The sequence below is a fragment of the Sphaerisporangium perillae genome (assembly GCF_023276435.1).
GTDB classification, from domain to species: domain Bacteria; phylum Actinomycetota; class Actinomycetes; order Streptosporangiales; family Streptosporangiaceae; genus Sphaerisporangium; species Sphaerisporangium perillae.
Genome location: NZ_JALLPO010000025.1, coordinates 143,602 through 157,216, shown reverse-complemented (window position 1 = coordinate 157,216; position 13,615 = coordinate 143,602). Strand labels below are relative to the sequence as shown.

The 13,615-nt window shown below is 71.7% G+C and carries 11 protein-coding genes; 5 read left to right on the top strand and 6 right to left on the bottom strand.

Annotated elements, in window-relative coordinates:
* Window positions 1–407, bottom strand: a 407-nt coding sequence (locus MYF83_RS24710) for a class I SAM-dependent methyltransferase (RefSeq protein WP_504974546.1), incomplete at its 3' end; no start/stop codon positions are given.
* A 421-nt stretch (window positions 408–828) separates the two neighbouring features.
* Here MYF83_RS24710 and MYF83_RS24705 point away from each other — a divergent pair.
* Entirely contained in the window at window positions 829–1,941 is a 1,113-nt protein-coding gene (locus tag MYF83_RS24705) for an AF_0692 family protein (protein WP_248963073.1), read from the top strand.
* Between the two features lie 102 nt (window positions 1,942–2,043).
* On the opposite strand, the gene MYF83_RS24700 is transcribed toward MYF83_RS24705, so the two are convergent.
* Together MYF83_RS24700 and MYF83_RS24695 are read right to left on the bottom strand one after the other, a co-directional pair.
* Window positions 2,044–2,304, bottom strand: a complete 261-nt coding sequence (locus MYF83_RS24700) for a hypothetical protein (RefSeq protein WP_248963072.1) — start codon at window positions 2,302–2,304, stop codon at window positions 2,044–2,046.
* A 171-nt stretch (window positions 2,305–2,475) separates the two neighbouring features.
* Window positions 2,476–3,195: an ArsR/SmtB family transcription factor gene (locus MYF83_RS24695; RefSeq protein ID WP_248963071.1), complete on the bottom strand. Its 720-nt coding sequence runs from the start codon at window positions 3,193–3,195 to the stop codon at window positions 2,476–2,478.
* 223 nt (window positions 3,196–3,418) lie between these two features.
* Here MYF83_RS24695 and MYF83_RS24690 point away from each other — a divergent pair, with 223 nt between their 5' ends.
* Window positions 3,419–4,633, top strand: a complete 1,215-nt coding sequence (locus MYF83_RS24690) for an MFS transporter (RefSeq protein WP_248963069.1) — start codon at window positions 3,419–3,421, stop codon at window positions 4,631–4,633.
* 351 nt (window positions 4,634–4,984) lie between these two features.
* On the opposite strand, the gene MYF83_RS24685 is transcribed toward MYF83_RS24690, so the two are convergent.
* Window positions 4,985–5,881, bottom strand: coding sequence for a M23 family metallopeptidase (locus MYF83_RS24685; protein WP_248963067.1), 897 nt, complete (start codon window positions 5,879–5,881; stop codon window positions 4,985–4,987).
* A 228-nt stretch (window positions 5,882–6,109) separates the two neighbouring features.
* On the opposite strand from MYF83_RS24685, the gene MYF83_RS24680 reads away from it, so the two are divergent.
* On the top strand, window positions 6,110–9,061 hold the full coding sequence (locus tag MYF83_RS24680) for an AfsR/SARP family transcriptional regulator (protein WP_248963066.1): 2,952 nt from the start codon (window positions 6,110–6,112) through the stop codon (window positions 9,059–9,061).
* A gap of 8 nt (window positions 9,062–9,069) precedes the next feature.
* Here MYF83_RS24680 and MYF83_RS24675 read toward each other — a convergent pair whose 3' ends face one another.
* Window positions 9,070–9,582 carry a VOC family protein gene (locus MYF83_RS24675; protein WP_248963064.1) on the bottom strand — a complete coding sequence of 171 codons (513 nt, stop codon included), beginning with the start codon at window positions 9,580–9,582 and terminating at the stop codon, window positions 9,070–9,072.
* 192 nt (window positions 9,583–9,774) lie between these two features.
* The gene (locus MYF83_RS24670; RefSeq protein ID WP_248963062.1) at window positions 9,775–10,941 is read right to left on the bottom strand and encodes an ROK family transcriptional regulator; all 1,167 of its coding nucleotides are present in this window, start codon (window positions 10,939–10,941) and stop codon (window positions 9,775–9,777) included.
* Between the two features lie 133 nt (window positions 10,942–11,074).
* Between MYF83_RS24670 and xylA the strand changes: the two genes are divergently transcribed.
* Together xylA and xylB are read left to right on the top strand one after the other, a co-directional pair.
* Window positions 11,075–12,226 carry a xylose isomerase gene (xylA, locus tag MYF83_RS24665; RefSeq protein ID WP_248963061.1) on the top strand — a complete coding sequence of 384 codons (1,152 nt, stop codon included), beginning with the start codon at window positions 11,075–11,077 and terminating at the stop codon, window positions 12,224–12,226.
* Window positions 12,223–13,596, top strand: a complete 1,374-nt coding sequence (gene xylB / locus MYF83_RS24660) for a xylulokinase (protein ID WP_248963059.1) — start codon at window positions 12,223–12,225, stop codon at window positions 13,594–13,596. The genes xylA and xylB overlap by 4 nt, the downstream gene beginning before the upstream one ends.
* Window positions 13,597–13,615: the final 19 nt, after the last annotated feature.

The following is a 13,615-nucleotide window of genomic DNA, read 5'->3' as shown; positions in this document are numbered from 1 at the left end:
GGTAGAGCGACCTGGTTGGTGGGGGTGGGGGCCGGGTGGGCGAGGGCAATGGCCTGTTGGACGAGGAACTCGGTGCGGCGGCGGGGGACGAAGACCCCGGAGTCCACGGCCATCCGCAGGCCGCAGAACTCCGCCCAGCCGAGGACGTATTCGAGAGGCAGTCCGTCGGCCCGCCGCTCCACCATGGCGAGGAGGTCGGCCGGTGTGCGCGCCGCGGAGATGAGCAGGTCCGCCTCGTCCTCGGCGAAGACGCAACCGGCAGCGCGCAGCCTGGTGACGACGGCGTCTCGGGAGGCCGGCTCCGGCGAGGCAGTGGACTCGGTGGACGGCGAGGGAGGAGCGGCGGACCCGATGAGAGGTGCGGGGGAAGTCGCGGGGCGGGGGAGGGGTGACGGTGAAGCCGACATGGGAGCCTTTCGGGATGCCTTGTGGGCGCTCCCTGGGTCACCTATGTCAGGCGGACCGCACGGCCGTGAGATGGGAGCACCCGACCTGGTACAGCGGTGATGGGGCTCACCTCCTCGGTACGTTCCCTGCTTGGGGCCGCAACACTACCTGAGCCGGTTGGTGACGCGCCATCGCACCCCCAACGGCAACACTCGCGCCCCCAAGCCACGCGCTGCCGGTCTCCCAGTTCCGGGTCCTCGGGCGTCGTCGGTACCGAAGTCGTGGTGGTCGGTACTTTCGGTGGGCGTGGTCTGCTTGAGGGACTACGACGGTTGAGAGGACGGATCCGGACGGCCGATCCGCCGGCGCGGTCGCGGCCTCTAGCGTTCGATCATGTCCGATTTCGTCGCGTCACCCAGGGATCGCCCGCCCGGTGGGCTCATGGCCTTCCTCGATCGCATGACCGGCTCCGGCTCGGCGACCTCCCGTCGGCCGCGGATGCTGGCACGATTCGCGCCCGCCTTCGGGCTGTTCTTTCTCACCCCGCTGGTCGCCGAGTACCTGCTCGGCAACATCCCTCCCGCCGAGATCGCGGGTGTGCTCATCCTCGCGCCGATGTACGGCGGTGGAGCGCTCATCATCCGTGAGGTGGCGCGCCGGACCGGGCGAGGCTGGCCCACCATCATGCTGCTGGCGGCGGCCTACGGACTGCTCGAAGCGGGCTTGCTGGACCAGTCGCTGTTCAACCCGTCCTTCGACGAGGGTTACGACTTCCAGAGCGTCGCGCATGTCCCGGTGCTCGGTGTCAGTGCCTTCTACGCGGAGACCTTCATCGCAGGGCACGCGATCTGGAGCATCGGGGTCCCGATCGTCATCGTCGAGTCGCTTGTACCGGGGCGCAGGACCACGCCCTGGTTGGGCAGGGTCGGTCTGACGATGACCTGTGTGATCTTCCTGCTCGGCTCCGCCGCCATCTTCGCCGATCACGTGTCGAGCTTTCTCGCGCCGGTGCCGCGGCTGCTCGGTGCCGGCGCCCTGATTGTCGCCCTGATCGGTTCGGCGTTCGCCCTCGGAAGGCGCCGCGGGCCGGACTACGGACGTCCAGGGCCGGAGAACGGCCGGTCCGGGCGGGAGGACGGGCGATCCGGGCCGGAGGAGGGCCGGTCTGGGCTGGAGGACGGTCGGTCCGGATTGGAGGGCAGGGGGCGTGCGCCGAATCCTTGGGTTGTGGGGACGGTCGCGTTCGTCGCGTCGAGTGTGTTCGTCGTCCGGCCGGAGAGCTGGTGGGGCGCGGGGATCGGGATCGTGCTGCTCGCGGTGATGGCCGTCCTGGTCGTCCGGTGGTCGCGGCGCACGGGCTGGGCGGCGGTCCACCGGTTCGCCCTGGGCGGCGGCGCGCTGCTGACGTACGCCTGGGCCGGGTTCGTCCTGTTGGCTCTGGAGGGCAACGCGGACGCCGCGAACCTGGTCGGCCAACTGGTCCTGGTCCTCGGCGCGGTCGCCCTGCTCTTCGCCGCCGGCCGGGTCGCCTCGTCACGCCGAGGCCGTGCCTGACGAGGGGCCAGGTGCTCGACTGTTGAGCCCTGGCCCCTCGGTAAGCGGCGGGATGCCCCGGCCCGCCGGTATGGGGGCCGGGGGCGGCCGGTGGCTCGTGCGCTATCGCAGCCAGCGCCAGCGGATGTCACCGGAGCGGTACTTGCACGTGTACTGGCGGTGGGTGACCTTGGCGTAGCCATACTTGCCGTGGGCGGCGGCCGGGCAGAACGCGCCCGGGGTGATGCAGTTCCAGTGGTTGCCGACGCGCTTGTACTGGCAGGCGGTGGCCGTCGTGGCGGCGTCGGCGGCTCCAGCGGCGACCGGGGTGACTACCAGGCCGGCGGCGAGTGCGGCGGCTGATAGCAAGGAACGGACGCGCAAGGCGACTCCTTTGACCGTGAATGTGCATAAGCACGACCATCCACGGTGGTCGCCGGTTGTCCGCGCGTCCTTATCTGGACATGCGGGAGAACCCCCTACGGAGGGAATGTCGGCCGTTGCCCTTCCGGTCGTACGGGCACCTGAGCCGACTGCCGGTCGTGCTGTGCTGAGTCAGGTGGATGGTGTGAAGGCCGGCAGCAGGGCGGGGAGTTCGGTGGTGCCGCGAGGCGTCACGGTCAGCTCGCGGGTGCCTTCGTGTGCCTCGATCAGCCCTCGGGCGATGAAGGCGTCGAGTACCGCCTTGCCTAGCGCGCCGCCCAGGTGGGGGAGGCGGTGGGCGCGGTCCAGGCATGCCGTGGCGAGCTTGCGGCGGCGGGTGTCGACCGTGGCCAGGTCCACGCCGAGCTCGGCGAAGAAGGCCGGGTCGCCACCCAAGGCGAGCGCGCTGTCACGGCCGTCGGGCGGCTGGAGGGCACCGCGCTCGATGAGCGCGCTGAAGACCGACACGCCCAGCAGTCCGGCGGCGTGGTCGTAGCAGGTGTGGGCGACGTCGTCCGCACTCGGCGGGCGGTCGGGACGGGCGGCCAGGTCGGCGCGGGCGTAGCGGGCCAGCGCGGTCAGTACGTCGCCGAGGCCGGGAGAGGCCACCTGGTAGACCGCGTGCCGGCCGGTGTGCTCGACGGTGACCAGCCCGGCGGCACGCAGGCGGGCCAGGTGGTTGCTCAGGCGCGGTGCGGAGATGCCGAGGACGTCGGCGAGCTGGCTGAGCGTGTGCGGCCCTTCGGCCGACAGGAGCTGTAGCGCGGTCAGGCGCACGGGGTCGGCGAGCTCCCGGGCGAGGGAGATGGCGGACCCCAGAACCGGATCCGCCGAGTCCACCCATCTCCCCATGGGGCCTCCTCGCCTGCCGATGACCGCTGTCACCGATGGATACCGATCGTCGCGGGCGCCCAGTGACCGCCGGGTCGTCGCGCCGCCCTTCCACGACCTACGAGCAAGTCGCCGGTTCGCCGGTCATCCTATCAAGATTCATGGGTTCGTGAATGGTGGTTGTTTGGATGCCTCAGATATCGATACATTCACCATTAAGGGAGCAATGAAAGGTGGTTGAGCAATGGTCGTCGCCCCCGCCCGGCAGGTCGAGTACGAAGCGGCGGGGCTCGGACGCCTGATGTGGGGGCGGGGCATCTCGGCGCTGGGCGACGGGCTGTGGTTCACCATCTGGGCCCTGTACTTCACCCGCGTGCTGCACCTCCCACCGGCCATGGTGGGACTCGCCATGGCGGTGGCCGGCGGCGTCGGGCTCGTGACGGCGATGCCGCTCGGGGCCATGGCCGACCGGTTCGACCCGCGCGCCATCCTCGTCACCATCACGGTGCTCCGCGGGCTGGCCATGGCCTCATACACGCTGGTCCGCGATCCGTGGATGCTCGTCCTGGTCACGACCTTCTTCGTGGCGCCCGCCAACGGGGCCTCCGCCGTCCGAACCGCCCTGGTCGCCGGGCTGGTAACCGGTACGCAGGCCCGGGTGGGGGCGCTCGCCCGGCAGCGGGTCGCCCAGCACGTCGGCTACGCGGTGGGAGCGGGCGCGGGAGCGCTGGTGCTCGCCGCCGACCGCCCGTCCGCGTACCTGGTGGCCATCGGAGGCAATGTGCTCAGCTTCGCGGTGCTGGCCGTGCTCACCGCCACCGTCGCGTCGCCCGGTGGCCGGGGCGAGCGCGGACCGTGGCCCCGCGTCCGGATCGTCCTGCGTGACCGCCCCTACCTCGCCGTCGTGGGTGCGACGTCCGTGCTGTCGCTGTGCTGGGCGATGCTGTCGACGGGCCTGCCGCTGTGGATCGCGAACGCCACGCGGCTGCCGCTGTCGCTGAGCGGCGTGGTCGTGGTGATCAGCTCGGTGGGCATCGCGGCGCTGCAGATTTCGGTCACCAGGTTCACCGGGACGACGGCGCGGGCGGCGCGCACCACCGTCTGGGCGGGCGCGTTCCTGGCCGTCAGCTGCGTGCTGCTCGCGACCACGGCTGGGCGTTCGGGCGCGGGGGCGATCGCGGTGGTGACCCTCGCCGCGCTGTTCCACCTCGCCGGCGAGCTGGGGTTCGTCGGCGGGAGCTGGGGCCTGTCGGTGGAGCTCATGCGGGAGGACGCCCGGGGCGCCTATCAGGGCGTCTCCGAGGCGGCCACCGCGACGGTGCAGATGTTCGCGCCCGCCGTCTTCACCCTCGCGCTCACGACGCTCGCCGCGTGGGGCTGGCTGCTGGTCGCGGCCGTCTTCCTCGCGTGCTCGCTGCCCGTACCCGCCCTGGCCCGCTGGGCCGCCCGCACGCGCTGACGCGGAACGCCAAGCGCCGACCCTGTCCCGGGTGTACTGGGACGGTGTCCCGTTCCACCCGCCGCGCCTGAGCCACTGTCCGTCCTTGCCCGGGACGAGCGGGGACGAATGTCCCGCAGGTGGTATTCGAGTGGCTCGTATCGCATGGCGCGAGGCCACTTCCGGTGGTGATGGAAGTGGCCTCGCAGGATCTTCGCTGGGTGATCCCGCAGGGGATTCCACGGCGGGAGTGGCCGCCGGATTCGGTTTCCCGGGCCGATTCGGCGGCCGGTTTCCTGCCGGGATCAGGGGCTTTACCGATTACCCGTCAAGATCCGTTCGGCGCGCGGAATGCTCGCCGAGGCGGATCGGTCAGCCGCAGTGCTCGAAGGCGCTGTCGTAGGTGGAGGAGCCGGCCTTGCCGCCCCACTTGACGCAGGTGTTGGAGGCCGAGGCGCGTACAGGACCCGCGTAGTAGGAGAAGTTGCCCGAGTCGGTGATCCGGCTCTTGCCCTGGACCTCCAAGTAGGCGGAGGTCGCGGTGGCGCTGCCCACCGACGTGCTCTTGATCGTGGCCACGCAGTTGTAGGCGTTGGAGGTGTTGTAGAGCAGGTAGACCCTGCCCGCCGAGCCCAGGGCCGCCGAGTCGATGACGCTGTAGCCGCTGCCGCAGACCTCTTCCGGCGAGTAGGGGTTGTTGCTGCCGGAGCAGTTGTGCGAGGTCAGCGTCTGAATGGGGTAACCGAACGTGGTCCCGTTGAAGACGGCCTTCTGGATGTTGGCGGGGTAGGAGGTGTCGGTGGTCCGCACCTCATAGTGCAGGTGGGGCGAGATGTTGTTGCCCGGCTTGCTGGTGTTGCCCACCTCGCCGATCTTCTCGCCCTGCGAGACCTGCGCGCCGACGCTCACGGAGCGGACGCGAAGGTGGGCGTAGTACGTCGACCATCCGCCGCCGTGGTCGATCTTCACGAGGTTGCCGAAGCCGTTGGTCGAGCCCTGGTGGGCCGATATGACGACCGTGCCGGCCGCGGCGGCGACGACCGTGTCGCCGAGGTCGGCGTCCGCCGTGCTGCCCCGGTTCCAGTCGATCTCCCAGGACTGGTGGGCGCTGCTGGCGCTGGAGTTGCCGGTCCATGACTGGTTACAGGGGAAGGGCATCTGGAAGTTCGGGCGGGGCCCTGCCGCGCTGGCGCTCGGAGCCAGTGCGACCCCGCCCGCGAAGCTGAGCAACAGCGCGACCCCCGCCGTCAACAATCCTTTGATCTTCATGCAGTTCCTTTCTCGCAGCTCCGGCCGGTCGGCGCTGGGTTCCGACTCCGTGGACCGGTTACGGCGTTCTCGGGAGAAACTCCGAAGGGCGGCTTCGAAGCGTCCGTTTGGCGTACAGCGTCCGGATAAGCCGTATAAGAAACGTCCAAAACGGATACAAATAAGATCCAGGCTTCGTATGACCCAGCCCCTAACCGGTGGCAAAGTCTCAAAGGAGCGGAAGCGGGCATGATGGCTGATCAGCCCACATTCAGCGTCCTCGGACCGCTGGATGTCCGGCTCAACGGGCAGTCCCTGCGGCTCGGCGGCGCGAAACCGCGGATGCTGCTGGCCACTCTCCTGCTCCACGCCAACCGCGTGGTCAGCACGAGCTTCCTCGTCGAAGTGCTGTGGCCCGACCGGCGGCCGCGGTCGGCCGTCGAGAACCTGCGGACCTATGTCAGTTCCCTGCGGGCCGGCTTCGCCGAGGCGGGAGCCCGGACGGCCATCCGCGCCCAGCAGTCCGGCTACATGATCGAACTACGCCCCGAGGACCTCGACCTGCTCACCTTCGAGCAGCTCGTCGAGGACGGCCGGCGGTCGCGCGCCGACGGCCGCACGCAGGACGCGGTGGACCGGCTGTGCCGGGCATTGAGCCTGTGGCACGGCGCGCCGCTGGCGGACCTGCCGGGCAGCACCCTCTGGGACAGCCGCCTGTCACCCCTGGCGGAGGCCCGGCTCACGGTGGCCGAGGAACTGCTGGCCATGCGCGTGTCCCTCGGGCAGTACACCAGCGCGATAACCGAGCTGCGCGGGCTGCTCGTGGACCACCCCTTCCGCGAAGGCCTGTGGCAGCAGCTCATGCTGGCCCTGCACTGGAGCGGACGGCAGGCGGAGGCGCTGCGCGCGTACACGACCATCCGCGACCGGCTGGTGGAGGAGCTCGGGATCGAGCCCGGTGTGGAGCTGCGCCGCACCCACGCCGCCGTCCTGGTGGCCGGCGAGCCGCCCCTGCCGCAGGACCCGCCTGTGCCGCAGGACCCGCCCACGGCGGGCGGGCAGGCGGTGGCGGAGCAGAACGGAGCCGCCGAGCATCCCGTGGCGTCCGAGCCGTGCCCGCCCTACCAGCTCCCGCCGGACGTGCCCGACTTCACCGGCAGGCAGGATGATGTGGCGGCGCTCGTGGCGGCGCTGTCACCGGAACGGACGGCGGGGCCGCCGGCGATCACCGTCGTCGTCGGCCCGCCGGGCGTGGGCAAGTCCGCTCTGGCGGTGCACTGCGCGCACGAGGTACGGGCCGGCTACCCCGACGGGCAGCTGTACCTGGACCTCTCCGGCACCTCGCTGTCGCCGGCCGGCCCCGCCCACCTGCTGGCGGAGGCGCTCCACGCGCTCGGCGTGGCCGAGGCCGCCCTGCCCGACGGCGTGCACGAGCGCTCCGCGCTGTACCGGTCGCTGCTGTCGGGGCGCAGCATGCTGGTCGTGCTCGACGACGCGGCGAGCACCGCGCAGGTGCGCCCGCTGCTGCCCGGCAGCGGATGCTCGGTGCTGGTCACCAGCCGCCGCAGGATCACCGAGCTGCCCGGGACCCGCCAGGTGGAGCTGGACGTGCTGGACCCCGAGCAGGCGGAAGAGCTGCTCGGCAAGATCGTGGGCGCCGAGCGGCTGGAGCGGGAGAGGGAAGCGGCGTCGGGCATCGCCCGATCCTGCGGGTACCTGCCGCTCGCCATCAGGATCGCCGGAGCCCGTCTCGTCGCGCGGCCCGGGTGGTCGCTGCGCCTGCTGGAGCGGCGGCTGGACGACGAGGCCCGCCGGCTGAGCGAGCTGCGGGTCGGGGACCTGGAGGTGCGGGCCAGCGTGGACCGCAGTTACCTGCTCCTGCCCGAGGAGGCCGCGCGGGCGTTCCGGATGCTCGGCCTGCTCGGCCCGCAGTCGCTGCCCGCCTGGGTCGTCGACGCCGCGCTGGACCGTCATCGGGCGGACGACGTGGTGGACGACCTGGTCGACGCGAACCTGCTGCAACTGGTGGGCAGCGATCCGATCGGCCAGCCGCGCTACCGGCTGCACGACCTCATCCGCTGCGGCGCCAGGGAGAAGGCGTACGCCGACCCCGAAGGGCTGGCGCTCGGCCGGGTGGTCGGGGCGTGGCTGGCGGTCGCCGAGCAGGCCACCGCGCGGCTGCCGACCACCGTCTTCGGCCTGATGTCCCCGACGGCCACCCGCTGGGAGCCGGCCGAGGTCACCATCGGGCAGGTCGCCTCCGACCCGCTGTCGTGGTTCGACACCGAGCGGGAGGCGCTGGTCGGGACGGTACGGCTGGCCGCCGACGCGGGCATGGCGGACTCGGCGTGGGGCCTCGCCGCCTCCCTCGTTCCCTACTTCGATCTGCGCGGGCACTACGACGCCTGGCGGAGCACCCACGAGATGGCGCTCGAGGCGGTGCGCGCGAAGGGGGACCTGCGGGGCGAGGCGGCGCTGCTCCGCGGTCTCGCCCAGGTCTACCTGTACCAGGACGGCTACGCCGAGTCGGTGGAGATGTTCCACCGGTCGTACCGGCTGTTCCACCAGCTCGGGGACCGCAGGGGCGAGGCGATCGCGATCTGCGGGCTCGGCGCCGTGGACCAGATCCGCGGCCGGCGCCTCAGGTCGCTCAGGCGCTTCCAGCAGGCACTCGGCATGTTCCTCGGCATGGGCGACCAGGTGGGTGAGGCCTATGCGCGGCAGGCGATCGGCAAGGTGTGCCTGGAGTCGGGCGACCTGGAGGCGGCGGCGAGGTGGCTGGACGAGGCGTTGCGGCTTGCGCGGGAGCTCGGCGACCGGCACAGGGAGGGCTGCGTGTTCAACCACTTCGGGCGGTTGAACGATCTGGCGGCCGACTTCGACCGCGCCATGCGGTTCCAGGACCAGGCACTGGACATCTTCGAGAGCCTCGGCGACTGTCACTGCGCCGCGTACGCCATGCAGAGCCTGGGCAACCGGCGAGCGGTACGGGGCGAGCGGGTGCACGCCTCGGCGCAGCTCGAACGCTCACGAACGATCTTCCAACGGCTGGGCGACCGCAGCGGGGAGGCCAGCGCGACGCGGATGCTCGGCGAACTGCACCGGGCGGCGGGCCGGGCGGACCTGGCGCGGGATTACCTGCACCAGGCCTTCACCCTGCAACGCGAGCTCAGCGCGGGGGGTGGCGCCGCCCGGGATTAGGCGGCCGGTCAGCCGGCGGCGATGGAGATGCCGACCCCGCCGCGGGTGCCTGCGCCGTAGCGCTCCTTCTCGCGGGCGATGTCCAGCGGCTTGATGCTGCTGCGTCCGGCGAGCGTCTCCTCGGTGATGAGGTGGGCGGGCACCAGCCAGGAGACCTCGAATTCGATGCCGTCGGGGTCCTTGGCGTACAGGGCCTTGGTGGTCGAGTGGTCGGAGGCGCCGACGAGGGAGCCGAGCTCGCTCAGTTTCGCGGCGATCGACTCCAGGTCGTCGAGCGTCTCCACCTCCCAGGCCAGGTGGTAGAGGCCGACGGTGGCGCGTCCGGCCTGGGACTCCCCAGCCTGCGGCCCGATCTGGAACAGCCCGAGGTCGTGGTCGTTGTTCGAGGCGGGCGCCTGCAGGAAGGCGGCGCCGGGCATACCCATGACCACGCGAAAGCCGAGCGCCTGCTGGTAGAAGGTGACGCTGCGCTCGACGTCGCGCACGTACAGCACGGCATGGTTGAGACGGTGGACGGGCATGATGCCTCCTAGGTTGAACTCTCAACTAATGATACGCCATCTTGGTTGAGAGTTCAATTATCGGCTCGGCAAGGACGGCGATGACACCAGCTTGAGCCCCCGCGGCCGGGAGGTGCCGTGCGGGGTGGGGTGTCAGGGCTGTGGCGCGAGGAGGTACCGGGGTCAGGGCTGTGGCGCGAGGAAGTGCCGGGGTCAGGGCTGTGGCGCGAGGAGGTGCGCGCCGGGGTCGGCGATGATGCGCTGGATCACCTGGCCGGCGCCTCCCAGCGGGGCCGCGTCGGCGCCGACCTGGGAGACGACCAGGGCCGGGACGCGGGCGCGGATCTGGCCGAGACGCCTGTGCATGGTCGCCTCCGCCGGCCCCGACACCCATGGGAACAGGGGTGCGAAGATCCCGCCCAGCACGATCGTGTCCGGGTCGAGCAGGTTGACCGCAGTGGTGAGCGCGATCCCGAGCGCCGACCCCGCTCGCTCGCAGGCGGCCACGGCCGAGGGGTCGCCGGCCCGCAGCCGGGCGACCAGCCCGGCCAGGTCCTCGCCCGCCGGCAGCAGGGCGTCCTGCCCGGCGTAGCGTTCGAGGCAGCCGGTGCCGCCGCACCGGCACGCCGGGCCGTCGGGCGAGACGACGACGTGGCCCAGTTCGCCCGCGTACCCGTGGGCGCCCCGGAACAGCGCCCCGTCGACCACCAGGCCGGCGCCGATGCCGATCTCTCCGGACACGTGCAGGAAGTCGCCGAGCGCCGCGCCCGACCCGAACCACAGCTCGCCCAGCGCGGCGAGGTTGGCCTCGTTGTCCACGAGCACGGGAAGCGGGAGGGCGAGGGCGTCGGCGACGGGCACGTCACGCCAGCCGAGGTTCGGCGCGCTGTGGACGGTGCCGGTCGAGCGGTCGACCGGGCCGGGCAGGGCAACGATGCCGCCGGCGACGGAGAGCCCGTGGCCGGCGGCGTCGGCGAGCATGGAGATCGCCAGGTCGCGCAGCCCCGCGATCACGTCCTCCGGCGAGGCGGCGCGGTTGTCCACAGCCTGTGTACGGAACAGCCGCGCAGTCCGGCTGAGATCGACGACGCAGCCGGCCAGGTAGTCGACGTTGATCTCAAGTCCGAGCGCGGCCACCCGGTGCCCGCTGAGGTGGACCGCCACCCCCGGACGGCCGCGCTCGCCGTCCCGCACCGCGCCGGACTCCACCGCCATGCCGGCGTCGATGAGGTCCGCGACCAGCTTCGACACCGTGGTCTTGGTCAGGCCGGTGGCCTCGGCGAGCGCGGCGCGCGTCAGCGGGCCGTCGCGGTCGAGCGCTCCGAGGACCACGGCGAGATTTCCCGCGCGCATGGCATCGTGCCGCAGGGCCTGTGCCATCAGGGGTTGTCTCCGAGTTCGATCACAGCCCCCAGCCTGTTCCGGTGAAGTCGGCCGACGTGCCCTCTTGACCTCGGGCGAGTACCGGCCGATATTTAGTCCACAACATAGACTAATTCGGGAGAGACCAGCGGTGGACGCGTACACACCCAAGAAGGAAGACAAGTTCACGTTCGGCCTGTGGACGGTCGGATGGCAGGCGCGTGACCCGTTCGGCGACGCCACCCGCGCGCCGCTCGACCCGGTGACGTCGGTGCACCGCCTCGCCGAACTCGGCGCCTACGGCGTGACCTTCCATGACGACGACCTCCTCGCCACCGAGCCCGACCGCGACAAGGCCATCCAGAACTTCAAGCAGGCCCTGAGCGAAACCGGGCTCAAGGTTCCCATGGCGACCACGAACCTGTTCACCCACCCCGTCTTCAAGGACGGCGCCTTCACCAGCAACGACCGGGACGTCCGCCGGTACGCGCTCCGCAAGGTCATGCGCAACATCGACCTCGCCGCCGAGCTGGGCGCGACCACCTACGTCTGCTGGGGCGGACGCGAGGGCGCCGAGTCCGACGCCGCCAAGGACGTCCGGGCCGCCCTCGACCGCTACAAGGAGGGCCTGGACCTCTTGTGCGGCTACGTGCTCGACAAGGGCTACGACCTGCGCTTCGCCCTGGAGCCCAAGCCCAACGAGCCCCGCGGCGACATCCTGCTTCCCACGATCGGCCACGCGCTCGGCCTGATCAACGAGCTGGAGCACCCCGAGATGGTCGGGCTCAACCCCGAGGTCGGCCACGAGCAGATGGCCGGGCTGAACTTCGTGCACGGCATCGCCCAGACCCTCTGGCACGGCAAGCTGTTCCACATCGACCTCAACGGCCAGCACGGCCCGAAGTACGACCAGGACCTCGTCTTCGGCCACGGCGATCTGAAGAGCGCGTTCTTCCTGGTCGACCTGCTGGAGAACGGCGGCTACGAAGGCCCCCGGCACTTCGACTACAAGCCGCTGCGCACCGAGGACGCCGAGGACGTGTGGGTCTCGGCCGCCGCCAACATGCGCACCTACCTGATCCTCAAGGCGAAGGCGGCGGCGTTCCGCGCCGACCCCGAGGTCCAGCAGGCTCTGGCCGACTCGCGCGTCACCGAGCTGGCCCAGCCCACCCTGGCCCCCGGTGAGACCTACGAGGACCTCGCCAAGGACGACTTCGACCCCGAGAAGGCGGCCGAGCGCGGCTTCCACTTCACCCGGCTCAACCAGCTCGCGCTCGAGCACCTCCTCGGAGTGCGGGGATGACCCTCGTCGCGGGAGTCGACTCATCGACCCAGAGTTGCAAGGTCGTCATCCGCGACGCGGAGACCGGGGCCCTGGTCCGCGAGGGCCGGGCCCCGCACCCGCCCGGCACCGAGGTGCACCCGGAGCACTGGTGGAACGCCCTCCAGCAGGCCATCGCCGCGGCGGGCGGCCTGTCCGACGTGGCGGCGCTCGCCGTGGGCGCGCAGCAGCACGGCATGGTCTGCCTGGACGAGCGGGGCGAGGTCGTCCGGGACGCGCTGTTGTGGAACGACACCCGTTCCGCGCCGGCCGCCGCCGACCTGATCAGCGAGCTGGGCGGGCCACAGGCGTGGGCCGAGGCGGTCGGCAGCGTGCCGGTCGCCTCCTTCACCGTGACCAAGCTGCGCTGGCTCGCCGAGCACGAACCCGGCAGCGCGGTCCGCACGGCGGCGGTGTGCCTGCCGCACGACTGGCTCACCTGGCGCCTGGCAGGGGCGCCGGGCGTCAACGCGCTCACCACCGACCGGGGCGACGCCTCGGGCACCGGATACTGGTCGCCCGCGACCGGCTCCTACCGCTCCGACCTGCTGAAGCTCGCCATGGGCCACACCCCTGTGGTGCCGCGCGTGCTCGCCCCTGCGGAGGAGGCGGGCCGTGACGGCGCCCTGCGGCTCGCGCCGGGGACAGGCGACAACATGGCCGCCGCCCTCGGAGTCGGGCTGCTGCCCGGCGACGTGGTCGTCTCCATCGGCACTTCGGGGACGGTCTTCGCCTGCGCCGACGCGCCCAGCCACGATCCTTCTGGGGCCGTGGCCGGGTTCGCCGACGCGACCGGCCGGTTCCTGCCGCTCGTGTGCACCCTCAACGCCGCCCGCGTGCTCGACGCGGCGGCGCGGATGCTCGGCGTGACCCTCGCGGAACTGGACGCCCTGGCCCTGCAGGCCCCGCCGGGAGCGGACGGGCTCGTGCTCGTCCCCTATCTGGAGGGGGAGCGGACGCCGAACCGGCCTGACGCCACCGGCTCGATGCACGGGCTGCGGCTGTCCAACTCCACACCCGCGCACTTCGCGCGGGCCGCCGTGGAGGGCATGCTGTGCGGGCTCGCGGACGGGCTGGACGCGCTCGGCGTGCAGCCGCGGAGAGTGCTGCTGATCGGCGGCGCCGCCAGGTCGGAGGCGGTGCGCAGGATCGCGCCGACGGTGTTCGGGCGTCCTGTCCTGGTGCCGGAGCCGGGGGAGTACGTCGCCGACGGAGCGGCACGCCAGGCGGCATGGCTGCTCAGCGGAGCCGCCGAACCTCCCCGGTGGGAGGCGGGCGTGGCGGAGGCCTTCGAGGCCGAGCCCGCGCCCGCCGTCCGCTCGCGCTACAGGGAGGTCGCCGCCACCGTCTGACCTCACGGACCCTGAGGTA